Annotated in this window: 16 protein-coding genes; 3 read left to right on the top strand and 13 right to left on the bottom strand. The window is 69.3% G+C overall.

The window, feature by feature from the left end:
• Positions 1 to 40 precede the first annotated feature (40 nt).
• Genes AC3WOE_RS12660 through AC3WOE_RS12685 form a run of 6 tightly spaced genes read right to left on the bottom strand, consistent with a single transcriptional unit; the run spans position 41 to position 6071 of the window.
• A complete protein-coding gene (locus tag AC3WOE_RS12660) occupies positions 41 to 1222 on the bottom strand; it encodes a class I SAM-dependent rRNA methyltransferase (RefSeq protein ID WP_492690898.1) in 1182 nt (393 codons plus the stop codon).
• Positions 1219 to 2727, bottom strand: a complete 1509-nt coding sequence (locus AC3WOE_RS12665; RefSeq protein WP_492690900.1) for a hypothetical protein — start codon at positions 2725 to 2727, stop codon at positions 1219 to 1221. The genes AC3WOE_RS12660 and AC3WOE_RS12665 overlap by 4 nt, the downstream gene beginning before the upstream one ends.
• Positions 2724 to 3647, bottom strand: a complete 924-nt coding sequence (locus tag AC3WOE_RS12670) for a tyrosine-type recombinase/integrase (RefSeq protein ID WP_492690901.1) — start codon at positions 3645 to 3647, stop codon at positions 2724 to 2726. Before AC3WOE_RS12670 ends, AC3WOE_RS12665 begins: the two co-directional genes overlap by 4 nt.
• Positions 3644 to 4360, bottom strand: coding sequence for a DUF484 family protein (locus AC3WOE_RS12675; RefSeq protein WP_492690903.1), 717 nt, complete (start codon positions 4358 to 4360; stop codon positions 3644 to 3646). The genes AC3WOE_RS12670 and AC3WOE_RS12675 overlap by 4 nt, the downstream gene beginning before the upstream one ends.
• A complete protein-coding gene (gene dapF / locus AC3WOE_RS12680; protein WP_492690905.1) occupies positions 4357 to 5196 on the bottom strand; it encodes a diaminopimelate epimerase in 840 nt (279 codons plus the stop codon). The genes AC3WOE_RS12675 and dapF overlap by 4 nt, the downstream gene beginning before the upstream one ends.
• Positions 5193 to 6071: a lysophospholipid acyltransferase family protein gene (locus tag AC3WOE_RS12685; RefSeq protein WP_492690907.1), complete on the bottom strand. Its 879-nt coding sequence runs from the start codon at positions 6069 to 6071 to the stop codon at positions 5193 to 5195. The genes dapF and AC3WOE_RS12685 overlap by 4 nt, the downstream gene beginning before the upstream one ends.
• Positions 6072 to 6201: 130 nt before the next feature.
• On the opposite strand from AC3WOE_RS12685, the gene metK reads away from it, so the two are divergent.
• Positions 6202 to 7383 carry a methionine adenosyltransferase gene (gene metK, locus AC3WOE_RS12690; RefSeq protein WP_492690909.1) on the top strand — a complete coding sequence of 394 codons (1182 nt, stop codon included), beginning with the start codon at positions 6202 to 6204 and terminating at the stop codon, positions 7381 to 7383.
• 213 nt (positions 7384 to 7596) lie between these two features.
• Positions 7597 to 9138, top strand: a complete 1542-nt coding sequence (locus tag AC3WOE_RS12695) for a methyl-accepting chemotaxis protein (protein ID WP_492690911.1) — start codon at positions 7597 to 7599, stop codon at positions 9136 to 9138.
• A 7-nt stretch (positions 9139 to 9145) separates the two neighbouring features.
• Here the strand turns inward: AC3WOE_RS12695 and AC3WOE_RS12700 are convergent, their stop codons facing one another.
• The 3 genes from AC3WOE_RS12700 to AC3WOE_RS12710 form a co-directional block, all read right to left on the bottom strand.
• A complete protein-coding gene (locus AC3WOE_RS12700; RefSeq protein WP_492691288.1) occupies positions 9146 to 9988 on the bottom strand; it encodes an alpha/beta fold hydrolase in 843 nt (280 codons plus the stop codon).
• 107 nt (positions 9989 to 10095) lie between these two features.
• Positions 10096 to 10800 (bottom strand): SDR family oxidoreductase, encoded by a 705-nt coding sequence (locus AC3WOE_RS12705; protein ID WP_492690912.1) that lies wholly within the window; start codon positions 10798 to 10800, stop codon positions 10096 to 10098.
• Positions 10801 to 10838: 38 nt separating this feature from the next.
• A complete protein-coding gene (locus AC3WOE_RS12710; RefSeq protein WP_492690913.1) occupies positions 10839 to 11840 on the bottom strand; it encodes an NADP-dependent oxidoreductase in 1002 nt (333 codons plus the stop codon).
• Between the two features lie 160 nt (positions 11841 to 12000).
• Between AC3WOE_RS12710 and AC3WOE_RS12715 the strand changes: the two genes are divergently transcribed.
• Positions 12001 to 12582 carry a TetR/AcrR family transcriptional regulator gene (locus AC3WOE_RS12715; protein ID WP_492690915.1) on the top strand — a complete coding sequence of 194 codons (582 nt, stop codon included), beginning with the start codon at positions 12001 to 12003 and terminating at the stop codon, positions 12580 to 12582.
• Here the strand turns inward: AC3WOE_RS12715 and glcF are convergent.
• From glcF to AC3WOE_RS12735, 4 genes are read right to left on the bottom strand one after another with little or no spacing between them, the layout of a single operon-like run.
• Positions 12572 to 13819 carry a glycolate oxidase subunit GlcF gene (glcF, locus tag AC3WOE_RS12720; protein WP_492690916.1) on the bottom strand — a complete coding sequence of 416 codons (1248 nt, stop codon included), beginning with the start codon at positions 13817 to 13819 and terminating at the stop codon, positions 12572 to 12574. The genes AC3WOE_RS12715 and glcF overlap by 11 nt on opposite strands.
• A gap of 4 nt (positions 13820 to 13823) precedes the next feature.
• Positions 13824 to 14603, bottom strand: a complete 780-nt coding sequence (locus AC3WOE_RS12725) for a class I SAM-dependent methyltransferase (protein WP_492690918.1) — start codon at positions 14601 to 14603, stop codon at positions 13824 to 13826.
• Positions 14600 to 15685 carry a glycolate oxidase subunit GlcE gene (gene glcE / locus AC3WOE_RS12730; RefSeq protein WP_492690919.1) on the bottom strand — a complete coding sequence of 362 codons (1086 nt, stop codon included), beginning with the start codon at positions 15683 to 15685 and terminating at the stop codon, positions 14600 to 14602. The genes AC3WOE_RS12725 and glcE overlap by 4 nt, the downstream gene beginning before the upstream one ends.
• Complete coding sequence (locus AC3WOE_RS12735; protein WP_492690921.1) at positions 15682 to 17175, bottom strand: FAD-linked oxidase C-terminal domain-containing protein; 1494 nt, start codon at positions 17173 to 17175, stop codon at positions 15682 to 15684. The genes glcE and AC3WOE_RS12735 overlap by 4 nt, the downstream gene beginning before the upstream one ends.
• Positions 17176 to 17215 lie beyond the last annotated feature (40 nt).

The raw sequence follows: 17215 nt of genomic DNA on the forward strand, positions 1-17215 counted from the left end.
AAAGCGGCCCCGTGGGGCCGCTTTTGCGTTGGGCGGCGCCTCAGCGCTTGAGCAGCCCCAGGCCCTTCAGATAGTCGCCTTCGGGGAAGCACACCGTCTGCGGATGGTCGGCCGCGGCGCAGAGCCTCTCGACGATATAGCCATCCACGCCGGCGTCCAGGCCGGCGCCGGCCACGATCTTGTGGAAGAGGTCGGGCGAGATGCCGCCCGAGCAGGAGAAGGTGTAGAGCAGGCCGCCGTCGTTCAGCAGCATGAAGGCCAGGCGGTTGATGTCCTTGTAGGCCCGCGAGGCCCGCTCGGCATGGGCCGCCGTGGGCGCGAACTTGGGCGGATCGAGCACGATGGCGTCGAAGCGCCGGCCCTCGGCCAGGCAGCGCCGCAGCGTCGCATTGACGTCGGCATCCCAGGCCTGGTGGCGGCCGGCATCGAAGCCGTTCAGCGCCACATGGGCCTGGGCGCGCTCCAGCGCCGGGCCGGAAGAGTCCACGCTGACGACTTCGCTCGCGCCGCCCGCCAGCGCCGCGACCGAGAAGCCGCCGGTGTAGCTGAAGCAGTTCAGCACGCTCTTGCAGCCGTATTGCTTGACCGCGTCGGCAAAGCGGCGGCGGCTGTCGCGCTGGTCGAGGTAGTAGCCGGTCTTGTGGCCCTCGGCCACGTCCAGCGTCAAGCGCCAGTCGTGCTCGCGGATGGTCAGCGCCGTCTCACCTTCGCCGCGCAGCCAGCCCGTCTGCACGGGCAGGCCTTCCCATTCGCGGGCCTGGGCGTCGGAACGCTCGTAGAGGCGCGTGAGGCCGGTCACGGCCAGCAGGGCATCTGCGATTGCCGCCTTCCAGCGCTCGGCGCCGGCGCTGCCGAACTGGGCCACCAGGGTGTCGCCATAGCGGTCCACGACCAGGCCGGGCAGGCCGTCGGCCTCGCCATGCACCAGGCGCCAGGCGTCCGACGCGATCGCGAGCCGGCCGCGCATGGCGATGGCCTGTTCGATGCGCCGCTTGAAGAAGGCCGCGTCGATGCGCTCGGCTTCCACGAAGCTCCAGGCCCGCAGGCGGATCTGCGACTTGGGGCTGAAGGCCGCCCAGCACAGGAAGGCGCCATCGACCGACTCGACGCGCACCGTCTCGCCGGAATCGGCGCCGCCGCGCGCGATGGAGCTTTCGAACACCCAGGGGTGTCGCTTCAGCAGCGAGCGCTCCTTGCCGGCGCGCAGCGTGATTTTCTTCATCGCGCCAGCGTACCGAAAGCGTAGTTCAGCCCGACGTGGGCCACGGGCGTGGACTGGTTGTGGCCGCGCATGGTGCGGAACTCGCCCAGGCCGGTGCGCAGACGCAGCCTCTCGCCGACCTGCCACTGCGCCCACAGTTCGGCCTGGGTCACGGCCCCGCCGCCCACCTGCACGCCGCCGCCGCCGGCCGCGCCGACCAGCCATTCCGCGCCCAGGCGCACGCCGCTCCACAGCGGCCGGGTCTGCACGCCCAGGCCGATCAGGCCGAAGGAGTAGGCCCCCGCATGACCGGCGGCAGCGCTACCGGCCTGTGCCGTGCCATAGATGCCGGACGTGAACTCGCGCGACATGGTGACCGCCAGATGCGTGACCGCCTCGCGGCGCCCGTCCTTGAAGCGCATATGCGGCAGGTACAGGACGCTGGCGCCGAGCTGCTGCACACGCACGATGCCGCCGTTGTCCTCGGCCAGCAGCACGGGGGCCTGGTCCAGCGGCATGGAGATGACGGCGCGCACGAAGCGCGCGCTGTAGTTGCCGCGCGGTGCGTGGGTCAGGCCGGCGTCCAGGCGCAGGCTGGGCCCCCAGGGCGTGATCCAGCGCAACGTCGGACCGGCGCGCAGCAGCAGGCCGCTGCCGGTGTCCAGGTTGCCGCCACCCGCCAGGCCAGCGCCGACCTGGCCGCCGACACGAATGCTGGGCGAGCCCAGGGCCCAGTCCTGGCCGACCTGGCCCAGCACTTCCATATAGCCGTCGGCACCGCCCTGGGCGGCGCCCGCGGCCTCGATGCCCCACCAGCTGCCGTCGGCGATGTACTGGCGCAGTTCGGCGCCGGCCTTGCCCACGCGCCGGGTGCGCCGCTCGCCGTTGCGATCGAGGCTGATGGAACGCGGGCTCTCGTAGCCCCCCGTCAACGAGATCTCGTCGAAGCCCAGCCCGGTGCGCTGGCTGGCGCGACCGGGGCGGCCGGCGTCGTCGGGCGAGAAGCTCGCCATGCCGAGGCTGCGGCCGACGGAAAGGCTCAGGCCCACGCCGCTCTTCACATTGCCGCTGGGGAAGCGGATCTGCGACAGGCCCACGCCGGTGTACCAGCCGTTGGCCTCGGTGCGCAGCGACAGCTCGGGTCTGAGCATCAAGCCGCCGCCAAAGCGCAGCTGCTGGCTGGACAGGCCGCCGCCCGCGCCCACGTAAAGGCTGGCCGCCAGATGGGTGTTGCCGCTCAGGCGCCAGCGCCGCTGGCCGGTGAAGCCGACGGTGAAGATGCCGCCGTAGTGGCCCTGGGCCGCGCCATAGACGCCGGGCCCGAAGCCCCAGTCGTCGTCCAGGGCCATCAGATAGCTGATCGATGCGAAGGCCGTGCGGCCGCCATCGGGCATCTTCATGCGCGTCCAGTTGGCCTCGACAGCCGCGGGGCGCAGGGTCTGGACGCTCACGAACGGCGTTTCGTCAGGGGTTGCCAGCGCACAGGCCGGCAGCAGCGCCAACAGCGTGGCGATTCGACGGGTCATTTCTTGGCCCTGGGATGTGCGGCGTCGTAGATGCGCGCCAGATGTTGATGATCGAGCTGGGTGTAGACCTGCGTCGTCGTGATGTGGGCGTGGCCCAGCAGTTCCTGCACGGCGCGCAGGTCGCCGCTGGACTGCAGCAGATGCGAGGCAAAGCTGTGGCGCAGCATGTGAGGATGCACATGAGCCGGCGAGCCGGCCGCCACGGCGCGGGCGCTGAGCATGGCGCGCAGCGTGGAACCGGCGACGCGATGGCCCCGGGCGCCGACGAACAGGGCCACCTCGCCCGGCGCCGCCACCTGGCCGCGCACCGCCAGCCAGGCCCGCAGCGCCTCGGCCGCGGCCTTGCCCAATGGCGTGCTGCGGCGCTTGCCACCCTTGCCGAGCACGTGCACCTCAGAGGATTGCAGGTCGACCCAGCCGTCAGCCTGGCCGCTGGCCTGCACGTCCAGGCTGGTCAGCTCGGAAGCGCGCAGGCCGGCGCCATAAAGCAGTTCGACCATGGCGCGGTCGCGCGCCTCCAGCACGGGGTCGGCCGCGGCCTCGGGTGTGTAGCTCGCCAATTGCACGGCATCGTCCACGCCCAGGGCCTTGGGCAGGGGCTTGGGCGCCTTGGGGGCGCGCAGGCCATCAAACGGGTTCAACGCGACCCGGCCCTGCAGGCCCAGCCAGCGGTAGGCACTGCGCCAGACCGACAGCAGCAGCGCGATGGACTTGGGTGCCAGGCCCTCGCGATGCAGCAGGGCCGCCAGGCGCCGGGCCTGGGCCAGCTTGAGTTGGCGCGCGTCGATGGGGCCTGAAGCCAGCATGGCCTGCAGGCGCTCCAGGCCGTCGGTGTAGATGCACAGCGTGCGCGGGCTCAGGCGTTGCTGCACGCGGGCGTGCTGCAGGAACTCCTGATAGTCCGCGCAAAGCTCCGTCATGCCGCGGCCAACAGCCCCGCCAGCCCGGCGCTGGCGATCTCACCGACGCGGGTCAGGAAGTCCGTGCCCATCTCGGCCGTGTAGCGCGTCGGGTCGGGCGAGCCCAGCACCAGCAGGCCGAAGGGCTTGTCGCCGTCGACACCCGGCTGGTGCAGCGGGATCAACGCCAGCGAGGTCGCCGTGCCGCCGCTCTCGGAGAGACCCAGCCAGCGCGCCGCCTCGAAGCCGGAGTTGACGCCGCAATAGGGCTGGCTGAGGCTGGAGGCGAAGCTGCGCACGTCGGTGCTGACCGCGGCGGCGAACTCCAGGGCCTCGTGCTCGGGCGCCACGCCCCACAGGCGCAGGCTGGCCTGGGGAATCATGAACTGGTGGCGCAGCTCGCTCAGCAGCACCTTGGGCAGCTCGGCCGGCGTGCCTGCGGCGCGCATGACGGCCAGCGTCCAGCGATGCAGGCGGTCGGCGATGGCGACGTTGTCCTGGCCATTGCGGATCATGTCGATGATGCGCATCTCCAGGCCCTTGATCTTGTCGCGCAACATCTCGGCCTGGCGCTCCTGCAGCGACACGGCGCGGGCGCCGTGCGGGTGCTGCAACTGCACGCTGGCCAGCAGCGCCGCGTGGCGCTCGAAGAAGCCGGGCGTGGCCGCCAGGTAGTTGGCGATGTCGGTTTCGGTGATGCCTTGCACCGCGTCAGCGGCCGGGTTGGAACTCACAGCTCAATCTCTCCGTCAAAAACTTTCACTGCGGGGCCGGTCATCAGCACAGGGCTCTGACCGCCCGCCCATTCGATGCGCAGCAGGCCGCCGCGGGTCTGCACTTCCACGGCCGCGTCCAGCCAGCCGGCACGGATGCCGGTCACGACGGCCGCGCAGGCGCCCGTGCCGCAGGCCAGGGTCTCGCCGGCATCGCGTTCGAAGACGCGCAGCTTGACGCGGTCGCGGCTCAGCACCTGCAGGAAGCCGGCGTTGACGCGCCGCGGGAAGTGGGGGTTGTGTTCGATCAGCGGGCCCTGGGCCAGCACCGGCGCCGTCTCGACATCGTCGACGCGCTGCACCGCATGCGGGTTGCCCATGGACAGCACGCCCACCTCGGCGCCCTCGATGGGCCAGAACTCGAAGCCGTTGACGAGGCGGGGCTGGAGACCGCTGGCATCGAAAGGCAGGGCGGCATGGTCGAAGACCGGCGCACCCATGTTGACCGTCACGCGGCCGTCGTCCTGCAGCAACAGCCGCAGGCGTCGGTTCATGGTGTCGACCTGGATCTCGCGCTTCGCTGTCAGGCCGGCGTCGACGACATAGCGCACGAAGCAGCGCGAGCCATTGCCGCAATGCTCCACCTCGTCGCCGGTGTTGTTGAAGATGCGGTAGCGGAAGTCCGCGCCGGCATCCTGGCTGGGCTCGATGACGAGGATCTGGTCGCAGCCGACGCCAAAGCGCCGGTCGCCCAGCAGACGCATCTGCTCGGGGGTCAGCGCCAAGGGCTGCTTCGTCGCGTCGATGACGACGAAGTCATTGCCCGCGCCGTGCATCTTGGTGAAGCGCAATCTCATGGGGAGGGATTATCGGGCGCCGCGCCGATATCCAGGCCACGTGGCTGCTTGTAGCGGTGGTAGCCCCACATGTACTGCCCCGGCGCCCGGCGGATTACGCTTTCCATGGCGGCATTGATCGTCGTGGCGGCGGCTTCGGCCGGCGCGTCCTTGGCGATCTCCGGCGCCGGCAGCACATGCACGACAAAGCCCTGGCCGTGGGCCAAGCGCTCGCCCCAGATCAGCAGCAGGGCCGCGCCGGTCTGCTGCACCAGGCGGGCGGCCAGCGTCATGGTGTAGGCCGGCTTGCCGAAGAAGGGCGCCCAGACGCCCAGGCCGTCGGGCGGCACCTGGTCGGGCAGCAGGCCGATGACCTCGCCCTTGCGCAGGGCCCGGATCATCTGGCGCACGCCGGCCAGCGACGCCGGCGCCGTGGCCAGGCCGGGTCGCTCGCGGGAGCCGGCCATGACTTCGCGCAGCGAGGCCTGGCGCGCCGGCCGGTAGAGCACGGTGATGGGCGACTCGGCCGTCGTGAAGCGCTCGGCAATCGCCTGGGCGCAGATCTCGAAGCAGCCCATGTGCGGCGTCAGCATGACCAGGCCGCGCTTCTGTTCCAGCGCGGCCGCGATCAGCTCGCCGCCGTCCCACTTCAGCTTGTCGCCCAGGGGCTTTCTGCGGGTGCCGACCCAGAGCCAGGGCAGCTCGGCCGCCATGCGCCCGGCGGCGCCGATGGCCGGGCGCGCCTCCCGCCAGGCCACCCCCGCCTGGGCCACATTGGCCTGGAAGCGGCGCCGGTAGGTGCCCGAGGCGACATAGACGATCCAGCCCAGCAGCGCCCCCAAAGCGTGCAAAAGCGCCAGGGGCAATCGGGACAGCAAGCGAAAGACCAGGCCCATGTTTCTTATAATTCGCGAATCGCCGAGTTACTGAACTACTTGCGGGGCGATCCATAAATCCCGCTAAAGCGTTCGCCGCATCCTCCTGGAGCAACGGCGACGCCGTCAACCAAGCAACTGGAGTTTAAAAGTGGCGAACGATTTCCTCTTCACGTCTGAATCCGTCTCTGAAGGTCACCCGGACAAGGTGGCCGATCAGATCTCCGACGCCATCCTGGACGCGATCTTCGAGCAGGACCCACGCAGCCGCGTGGCCGCCGAGACGCTGTGCAACACCGGCCTGGTGGTCCTGGCCGGCGAGATCACGACCAACGCCCACGTCGACTACATCCAGGTCGCGCGCGACACCATCAAGCGCATCGGCTACGACAACACCGAGTACGGCATCGACTACAAGGGTTGCGCCGTCCTCGTCGCCTACGACAAGCAGTCCAACGACATCGCCCAGGGCGTGGACCACGCCAGCGACGACCACCTCAACATCGGCGCCGGCGACCAGGGCCTGATGTTCGGCTACGCCTGCGACGAGACGCCCGAGCTGATGCCCGCGCCGATCTACTACGCCCACCGCCTCGTGGAGCGCCAGGCCCAGCTGCGCAAGGACGGCCGCCTGCCCTTCCTGCGCCCCGACGCCAAGAGCCAGGTCACGATGCGCTATGTGGACGGCAAGCCCCACAGCATCGACACCGTCGTGCTGTCCACCCAGCATGCGCCCGAGTACTCGCTGGGCGACCGCATGACGGACGAGTTCTACGAAGCCATCCGTGAAGAGCTGATCAAGCCGGTGCTGCCCAAGGAGTGGATCAACGCCGACACCAAGTACCTGATCAACCCGACCGGCCGCTTCGTCGTCGGCGGCCCGCAGGGCGACTGCGGCCTGACCGGCCGCAAGATCATCGTCGACACCTATGGCGGCGCCTGCCCCCACGGCGGTGGCGCCTTCTCGGGCAAGGACCCGTCCAAGGTCGACCGCTCGGCCGCCTATGCCGCGCGCTACGTCGCCAAGAACATCGTCGCGGCCGGCCTGGCCCGCCAGTGCCAGATCCAGGTCGCCTACGCGATCGGCGTGGCCCGTCCGATGAACGTGACCGTCTATACCGAGGGCACCGGCGTCATCCCCGACGACCAGATCGCCAAGCTCGTCAACGAGCACTTCGACCTGCGCCCCAAGGGCATCATCCAGATGCTGGACCTGCTGCGCCCGATCTATTCCAAGACGGCCGCCTACGGCCACTTCGGCCGTGAAGAGCCCGAGTTCACTTGGGAGAAGACGGACAAGGCTCAAGCGCTGCGTGCAGCGGCCGGGCTGTAAAGCCCGGCGTTTGCGCCAGCAAACCTGAGCCTTGGGGCGAAGCTCATGTCGCTTGCGACGTGAGCGAAGACCACAAGGCGGCAGCCTCCCCGCAACACCGCCCATCCAGGCGGTGTTTTTCTTTAGGCCTGCCATTGCGCCGACATGTAGAGTCAGTGCACCGGCAGGGTGCGCTCGCCCGCGCCCGCCGCTCCGACAACCCTGGAGGTGGTGATGAAGATGCAGTCCCTGCGAATCGGCACCCGTTTGGGCCTGGGCTTCGGCCTCGTGCTGCTGTTGCTCGCGGTGGCCCTGGGCCTGAGCTACCGCCAGATCGGCTCGGTCGGCCCGCACATCGACCTGCTGGTGGAGTTGCAGCGCCGCCAGGACATGGCCCAGGACTGGCGCACCCAGACCCAGCTCAATGTCACGCGCACCGATGCGGTCGCCCGCGCGGGGGGCGCAGGCCCGGTAGCCGAGTTCTTCGCACCGGTCATCAAGAACACCAGCGCCAAGATCACCGAGCTGCAGGAGGGCCTGACCAAGCTCGAGGACACCGAGCGCGGCAAGACCCTGCTCACCGAGATCGGCAGCGCCCGCAAGGCCTACGTGGACATCCGCAACCAGGTCTTCGCCCAGCTCAAGGCCGGTGAAGCCGAGGCGGCACTGCAGACGCTGGAGGGCAAGATGCGCCCCGCCTCCGAGTCCTATGTCGCGGCCCTCAGCCGCATGGCCGACTACCAGGGCGAACGCGTGCGCAGCGAGACCCAGCAGGTCATGGAAGAAGCGCGCAGGACGCAGATGCTGATGCTGGCCATCGCCATCGCCTGCCTCAGCCTGGGTGTGGCGGCCGCGTGGCTGATCACGCGCTCCGTCGTCGGGCCCTTGCGCACTGCCATCCACGAAGCCGAAGAGGTCGGCCGCGGCGACCTGTCACGCGAGATCCACAGCGTCGGCAGCGACGAGACGGCGCAGCTGACCCAGGCCCTGGCCCAGATGCAGCAGTCCCTGCGCCATGTCGTCGGCTCGGTGCGCGAGAACGCCAGCGGCGTGGCCACGGCCAGCAGCGAAATCTCGATGGGCAGCAACGATCTGTCGGCCCGCACCGAGCAGCAAGCCAGCGCCATCCAGCAGACGGCCGCATCGATGGAGGAGCTGTCCGCCACGGTCAGGCTCAATGCCGACAATGCCGGCGAGGCCGACCAGCTCGCCCACAACGCCAGCGAGGTCGCGCGCCAGGGCGGCGAGGTCGTCGGCGAGGCGGTGCAGCGCATGCGCGGCATCGAGGAGAGCTCACGCAAGATCGGCGACATCATCGGCACCATCGACGCCATCGCCTTCCAGACCAACATCCTGGCCCTGAATGCCGCCGTCGAGGCCGCGCGCGCGGGCGAGCAGGGCCGTGGCTTCGCCGTCGTCGCCAGCGAGGTGCGCATGCTGGCCCAGCGCAGCGCCGACGCCGCCAAGCAGATCAAGACCCTGATCGGCGACAGCGTCGAGCGGGTCGAACAGGGCGCCCAGCTGGTCAACCGCGCCGGGGAGACCATGGGCCAGGTCGTCACCTCCATCGGACGCGTCGCCATGATCGTGCGCGAGATCAGCTCGGCCAGCCGCGAGCAGAGCACCGGCGTCGCCCAGGTAGGCCAGGCCATCACGCAGATGGACCAGACCACGCAGCAGAACGCCGCCCTGGTCGAGGAAAGCGCGGCGGCGGCGGAAAGCCTGAAGCAGCAGGCCGACGAACTCGTGAAGCTGGTATCGACCTTCCGCGTCTAGGGTCGGTTCAGGAACCCTGGGGCGCGAGGAATTCGAGCGCTCTGGGCACGAAATCGGCGTGGTGCTGGAACACGCCGCCGTGGCCGGCATCGGGGTAGATGACCAGCGTGCTGTTGGGCAGCCGACGCGCGAGATCGTGGGAGTTGGGCGTCGGGACCATCCTGTCGTTGTCGCCGTTGACGACCAGGACCGGCTGCGTGACGACGGAGAGGTCGGCGGGTTTCTTCTGGCCCCAGGCATTGAGCGCCTGCAGCTGGGCCACGTAGGCGCCCACGGCGATCTCCCGGTCGCGGTCCTGCGAACGCTCTTTCAATCGCGCCAGGAAAGCCTGGCCCGCCTGGATGCCGTTGGGTGTGCGGGTGAAGAAGAGGTACTGTTTGGGATCCTGGCCCGTGAACAGGCCCCGCAGCAGGTCGTAGTTCGCCACACCGGCCACGGCGCTGATGCCTTCTCCGCCCGCCGGGCCCGTGCCGGCCAGGATCATGCGGCGCACCAGCAGCGGTTCCTTCAGCACGATCTCCTGCGCGACCATGCCCCCCATCGAGAAGCCGAAAAGGTCGACCTGGCTGAAGCCCGCCGCCTTGATGAAGGCGATGGCATCGTCCGCCATCTGCTCCATCGAGTTCGACGGCGTTCCAGTGGACGCGCCGACGCCCCGGTTGTCGAACACGATCACATGGCGCCTTGCCGCGATGCCGTCAACGACGCGAGGATCCCAGTTGTCCAGCACGGCGGCCAGGTGGTTGAGGAAGATGACGGGCGGGCCGCCGTGTTGCCTGCCGAGCTCCCGGTAGGCGAAGGCGATGCCGCCCGCCGACAGGGTTTGGGTCGTCACCTCGGTCCAACGCATCGCTGCGTCAGGGGTCTGCGCCGACGCTGAAATGAGCGTGGAGGCCAAGGCCAGGGCCAGGCCGGCTCGATGGATGAAATTGCGCATGCTGGCTCCGCTGGGCAGGTTCACGCCTGCGGGGGCATGTAGCTGGGCCGCACCGCGGTCAACCCGCGCTTGACCTGCTCGGTGATGTCGTCGGCCAGCACCTCGTCGAGGCCCGCCTCGAGTCCGTCGAGTGCCCGCTTGACGATGGCCTCGGGGCTGGACTTCGGCACGTCGAAGCCACGCGTCAGATCGGTGTCGACATAGCCCATGTGCAGCGCCAGCACCTGGGTCGCCTGCTCTGCCAGTTCGATGCGCAGCGCATTGGTGAGCGACCAGGCGGCGGATTTGCTCGCCGAGTAGGCGGCCAACCCGCCGCCGCTCACCCAGGAGGCGACCGACAGGACGTTGAGGATGCCGCCGCCGCCGTGGCTCTTGAGGGTGGGCGCAAACGCCTGGCTGACCCGCAACATGCCGAAGAAGTTGGTCTCGAAGAGGCGTCGCGCGACCTCTTCGCTGTCGGCGGCCAGGAAGCCGCCGGGCTGCGCGATGCCGGCGTTGTTGATCACCAGCGTCACATCCGATGCCAGCGCCGCGGCGGCGGCGACCTCTTCCGGCTTGTTGACGTCCAGGCGCAGCGCCTCCACCCCCGGCTGGGTGATGGTGGCGGGGTCGCGTGCGGCCGCGTAGACCTTGCGGGCACCGCGGGCGAGCAGTTCGTTGGCAAAGGCGAGGCCGATGCCCCGGTTCGCGCCCGTGACGAGGACCACGGCGTTCTCGATCTTCATTGCATTCTCCAAATCGGTGGAAGGGAAGGTGGTTGCGGCTAGCGCATCTGCACGACGACCTTGCCCTTGGCGCGCCCCAGGGCGAGGTAGTCCAGCGCCTGCTTGGCCTGATCGAAGGGAAACACCCTGTCGATCACGGGGCGGATGCGCTGCGTTTCCAGCAGCTCGCCGATCCGGGCGAGTTGATCGCCATCGGGGCGGGCAAAGAGGAAGGCGTAGTCGACGCCCTGCCTGCTGGCCAGACGCTTGATCTTGCGGCTCATCAGCGCGAACACGATCTTCAGGACGAAATTGAGCCCGCGGGCGCGAGCGAATGCGACGTCCAGCGGCCCCACCAGCGAGACGATCTTGCCGCGCGCCTTCAGGATGCCGACGGCCTTCTCGAGCGAGTCACCCCTGACGGTGCCCAGCACCGCGTCATAGCCGCGCAGCACGGTCTCGAACTCGTGCTTCTTGTAGTCGATCACCTCGTCGGCGCCCAGGCTGCGCACCAGGTCGACATTGCCGGTGCTGGTGGTCGTGCCCACCTTGGCACCCAGCCACTTGGCGAGCTGGATGGCGAAGGTGCCGATGCCGCCCGAGCCGGCCGGAATGAACACCTTCTGCCCTGCCCGCAGATCGACGCTCTCCTTCAGGGCCTGCCAGGAGGTCAGCCCGACCATCGGGATGGACGCGGCCTGCACGAAGTCCAGGTTGGCCGGCTTCAGCGCCGCGGCGCTCTCGGGCACCACCGCGAACTCGGCGATCGAGCCGGTGCCCTGGTCAAAGATGTTGGCGAAGACCGCATCGCCCGGCTTGAAGCGGGTCACCCGGCTGCCGACCTCGGTCACCACGCCGGCCAGATCGCTGCCCAAGGTGGCCGGCAGCTGGAACTTGACGACCGCCTTGAACAGCCCGGTCGGAATCATGTTGTCGATCGGGTTCACGCTCGCCGCGTGGACCTGGACCAGCAGCTCGTCGGCCTTCAGCGTGGGGCGCGGAAGCTCGGAGAACCCGATCTCGGGCGATTTTCCATAGCGTTTGAAGGTGAGTGCTTTCATGAGGCTCGCATCGGTTCGGGATGGGCTTCTCGCCAGAACGCGGCGAGGTCGGATGCCTCAATGATGATGTTCATCATCTTAGAAGTCAAGACTTTGATGATGAACGTCATCAATGTATAGTCAAGACTCCAGCTATCGAGCAAATCCACAGCGGGTCGAGATGAAAGTCACCAAGGCGCAGGCGCAAGCCAATCGAGCTCAAATCGTTGCGACGGCCTCCCAGCTGTTTCGGGAGCGCGGCTTCGACGGGATAGGCGTGGCCGACTTGATGGCGGCAGCGGGCTTCACCCATGGCGGCTTCTACAAGCACTTCGGCTCCAAGGCCGACCTGATGGCGGAGTCGACGGCCTGCGGCCTGGCGCAGACCCTGGCACTGTCCGAAGGGGTGGATGCGCCGACCTTCATCCGGCACTACCTGTCTCGCGAGCACCGGGACAGCCGTTCCACCGGCTGCACGATGGCTGCGCTCGGCGGGGACGCCGCACGACAGCCGGAGTCGGTGCGGATCGCGTTTGCGGAGGGCATCGAGCAGCTGGTGACGGCACTGAGCCCGCAGCAGGGCGACGCCGATGCGCCTGCCGCGGCGCAGGCTCGAGCCAGGATCATGGACGTGCTGGCGCACGCGGTGGGGGCTCTCATCATGTCGCGGGCCTGCCCGGACGATTCACCCCTGGCCGACGAGTTCCTCGCCGTGAGCCGCGATGCTTTGCTCGAGTCGCCGCTCGAAGGCCCTAGGCGCTGACGCCGCGCAAGGCGTCATCCAGCACCTCCACCCAATGCCTGACCGGGTGGGTGGTGCCGCTTTGCAGATGCTGGATGCAGCCGATGTTGGCCGACACGATCTGCTCGGCCTGCAGCGGTGCCAGGGCCGCCAGCTTGCGGTCGCGCAATTGCTTGGACAGCTCGGGCTGCAGCACGGAATAGGTGCCCGCCGAGCCGCAGCAGAGATGGCTGTCGTGGGGCGCGCAGTCGATGCGAAAACCCAGCTCGCGCAGCGCGCTTTCCACGCCGCCCTTGAGCTTCTGACCATGCTGCAGCGTGCAGGGCGCGTGATAGGCCAGCGAACCCGGCTTGGCCTTCAGGCGGGACTTCAGCGCCGGCACCAGCTCGGGCAGCAGTTCGCTGAGGTCCTTGGTCACCTCGCTGATGCGCGCGGCCTTGTCGGCATAGGCGGGGTCGTGAGCCAGCGCGTGCGCATACTCCTTGACCGTCGCGCCGCAGCCCGAGGCGTTCATCACCAGGGCCTCGACGCGCTCGCCGCGGCCCGACACCAGCGGCCACCAGGCGTCGATATTGCGGCGCATGTCGTTCAGCGCGGCCTCGTGGTCGCCCAGGTGCTCGCGGATGGCGCCGCAGCAGCCGGCGCCGTCGGCCACCACGGTCTGGATGCCGGCGGCGTCCAGCACGCGGGCCGTCGCGCTGTTGATGTTGGGCAGCATGGCGGGCTGCACGCAGCCCAGCAGCAGGGCGACCTTGCGATTGAGCTGGCGCGTCGGCCAGTCGTGCGCCGTGGCCGGCGGCTTGGCCGGCACCTTGTCCTTCAGTGACGCGGGGACGAGCGGCCGGAAGACCTGGCCCAGCTTCATCGCCGGCTTGAACAGCGGCGAGGTCAGGCCCTCCTTCAGCAGCCAGCGCACGCGTCGCTCGGCAGCCGGCCGTTCGACCTTGGCATCGACGACACGTCGGCCGATGTCGACCAGGCGGCCGTACTCGACGCCCGAGGGGCAGGTGGTCTCGCAGTTGCGGCAGGTCAGGCAGCGGTCCAGATGCAGCTGGGTCTCACGCGTCGGCTCGGCGCCTTCCAGCACCTGCTTGATCAGGTAGATGCGGCCGCGCGGGCCGTCGAGCTCGTCGCCGAGCAGCTGGTAGGTCGGACAGGTGGCCGTGCAGAAGCCGCAATGCACGCAGCGCCGCAGGATGGCCTCGGCCTCGCTGCCGTCGTGGGTGCCGGCGAATTCGGGAGCAAGCGTCGTCTGCATGAGGTCAGGTGCCGGCCAGGCGCTCGGCGTGCCAGGCCTGCGTCACATAGGGAAAGGTGATGAGGGACTCGCGCAGGGCCGCGAAGCGCTGCGGCAGGGCCCGCAGCCTTGCCAGCACGACCTCGCGCTCCGGCTGAGGCAGGGCCGCGATGAAGCTCACCGAGGCGATGCGGTCGATGACAACCTGCTCGAAGGAGCCCTGATGGCCGTGCGGGAACTCCGTGAGCTGCAGCGGCGCGAACAGCGATTGACTTTCAAAGGGACGTTTCCACTGGCCGGTGTAGTGGCGCGGCGCGTCGCCTTCATAGCGCGTGATGATCTCGGTGATGGCCGCGACCCAGTCGCAGGACTCGTCACGCACATTCCAGACCAGGCCGAGCCGGCCGCCGGGCCGCAGCACGCGGTGCATCTCGCGCAGGGCCTGGGCGTTGGCGAACCAGTGGAAGGCCTGGGCGCAGATCAAGACATCGGCTTCGCCGTCGGCCAGCGGCATGGCTTCGGCGGTGCCGGCCAGGGCGCGCACGCCGAGCTGGCTTTCCGACAGCTTCTGGCGCATGGCGTCGACGGGCTCGACCGCCGTCACCGCTGCGCCGCTGCGGGTCAGCAGCTTGGTGAACTTGCCGGTGCCCGCCCCCACATCGACGACGTGAGCACCTTCACGCACACCGAGGGTCGCAGCCAGCCAGTCGGCCAGGGCCTGCGGGTATTCCGGCCGGCCGCGCTGATAGCTGTCGGAGGCGCTGGTATAGCCCTGCCGGGCCGCGTCATGGATGGGCTGGCTCATCGCAGCTCCGCATACAGGCGGCCCGGGTTGATCACGCCATGGGTATCGAAGGAGGCCTTGAGGCGCTTGTGGATGGCCGCCAGCGGTGCGGAGAGCGGTGCGAAGGCGCCGCAGCGCTTGTCCAGCGCGCGGAACAGCGTCGCATGCCCGCCGACGGCCGCGGCCGCCTCGCGCACGGCGGCCGGCTCCATGGGCGTGACGACCCAGCGCTGGGCACCACCCCATTCGATGAGCTGCTCGCCATGCAGCTTCAATTCGGGCGCGGTGCTTGGCAGGCTGAGCCGCCACAAACGGGCGCCGCCCGCCACGGCGCGTTCGGCGCCGATGAAGAATTCGTCGCTGTGGTCGCGCAGGCCGGTCCAGAACGGCGCGACCAGGTCGGCGGGCAGCAGGTCGCCGCCGAGCTTGCCGGCCGCCGACTCGACCGCCGCATTCGCGCCGGCCAGGCGCAGCAGCAGGGCGCCATCCCACCAGGCGCTGGCCTCGATGGGCAGGGGCTGGCCGCCCCAGCGGTTCAGGGCCGTCAGTGCGGCGGTCTGGTCGAACTCGAAGCGCAGCGTTGCCGTCGCCGCCGGCAGCGGCAGCACCTTCAGCGTGACCTCGGTGATGAGGCCGAGCTGGCCCATCGAACCCGCCAGCGCGCGGCTGACGTCGAAGCCGGCGACGTTCTTCATGACCGTGCCGCCGAAGCTCAGCAGCTCGCCCTGGCCATTGATCATCACGGCCCCCAGCAGATGGTCGCGCACCGAGCCCAGGGCCGCGCGCGTCGGCCCGGACAGGCCGGTGGCCACCATGCCGCCCACCGTGCCCCTGCCGCCGAAGCGCGGCGGCTCGAAGGCCAGGCGCTGTTGCTGGCGGGCCAGCATGGCCTCGACCTCCGCGATCGGCGTGCCGGCCAGGGCGCTGATGAAGAGCTCGCTGGGCTCGTAGGCGGTGATGCCCGTCATCTCCAGCGTCGACAGCAACTCGCCCTGCGGCGCCTCGCCGTAGAAGTCCTTGCTGCCGTGGCCCTGGATGCGCAGCGGCTGGCGCGCATCGCGCAAGCGGGTTTGCAGGTCGCTGAAACTTGAACTCTGGCTCAAAACCGCTCCAGTTCCGGAAAGGCCAGCAGGCCGCGCTTGACATGCATGCGGCCGTACTCGGCGCAGCGGTTCAGGGTCGGGATCTGCTTGCCCGGGTTCAAGGTGCCGGCAGGGTCAAACGCCGCCTTCAGCGTCAGCATCTGCTCGAGCTCCTCGGCGCTGAACTGCACGCACATGGAGTTCAGCTTCTCGACGCCGACGCCATGCTCGCCCGTCACCGTGCCGCCCAGGGCCACGCTGCGCTCCAGGATCTCGGCGCCGAAAAGCTCGCAGCGATGCAACTGGTCGGGGTCGTTGGCATCGAAAAGGATCAGCGGATGCAGATTGCCGTCGCCGGCATGGAAGACATTGGCGCAGCGCAGGCCGTACTTCTTCTCCATCTGCTGGATGTCGAGCAGGATGGTGGCCAGGTGCTTGCGCGGGATGGTGGAGTCCATGCACATGTAGTCGGGGCTGATGCGGCCCGACGCCGGGAAGGCGTTCTTGCGGCCGCTCCAGAACTTCAGGCGCTGGGCCTCGTCGGCGCTGACCTGGCAGCGCGTGGCGCCACTGGCCTGCAGCACCGCCTCCATGCGGGCCACCTCCTCGGCCACCTCCTCGGGGGTGCCGTCGCTCTCGCACAGCAGGATGGCCTCGGCCTCGAGGTCGTAGCCGGCATGCACGAAGTCCTCGACGGCAGCCGTCATGGGCTTGTCCATCATCTCCAGGCCCGCCGGGATGATGCCGGCCGCGATGATGGCCGCGACGGCGTCGCCCGCCTTGCGCACGTCGTCGAAGCTGGCCATCACGCAGCGCGCCAGTTGCGGCTTGGGCACCAGCTTGACGGTGACCTCGGTGACGACGGCCAGCATGCCTTCACTGCCGACGACCAGGGCCAGCAGGTCCAGGCCCGGCGCGTCCAGGGCCTCGCTGCCGAACTCGACCGCTTCGCCTCCGACCGTGAAGCCGCGCACCCGCAGCACGTTGTGCAGCGTCAGCCCGTACTTCAGGCAGTGCACGCCGCCGCTGTTCTCGGCGACGTTGCCGCCGATGGTGCAGGCGATCTGGCTGCTGGGATCGGGCGCGTAGTACAGGCCGTGGGCCGCCGCGGCCTCGCTGATGGCGAGGTTGCGCACGCCGCATTGCACGCGGGCCGTGCGCGACAGCGGGTCAATGGACAGGATCTTGTTGAACTTGGCCAGGGCCAGGGTGAGGCCGGCAGCATGCGGCATGGCGCCGCCGCTCAGGCCGGTGCCGGCGCCACGGGCGACGACGGGCACGCCCAGCGCGTGGCAGGCTTTCAGCACGCCGCCCACCTGGCCCTCGGTCTCGGGCAGGGCCACCGCCAGCGGCCGCTGGCGGTAGGCGGTCAGGCCGTCGCACTCATAGGGCGTGGTCTGCTCGGCCTGGTACAGCAGCGCATGCGCCGGCAGCAGCGGCGCCAGGGCCGCCACCAACTGCTTCAGGCGCGCCTGGCGGTCGATGGCGGGGTCTTGGACGGGAGCGTTCATCGCGGCCGGTTCGAGGTCTCGTTCAATGCCGGGCTACTGT

The sequence above is a fragment of the Roseateles sp. FW305-36 genome (assembly GCF_058787015.1).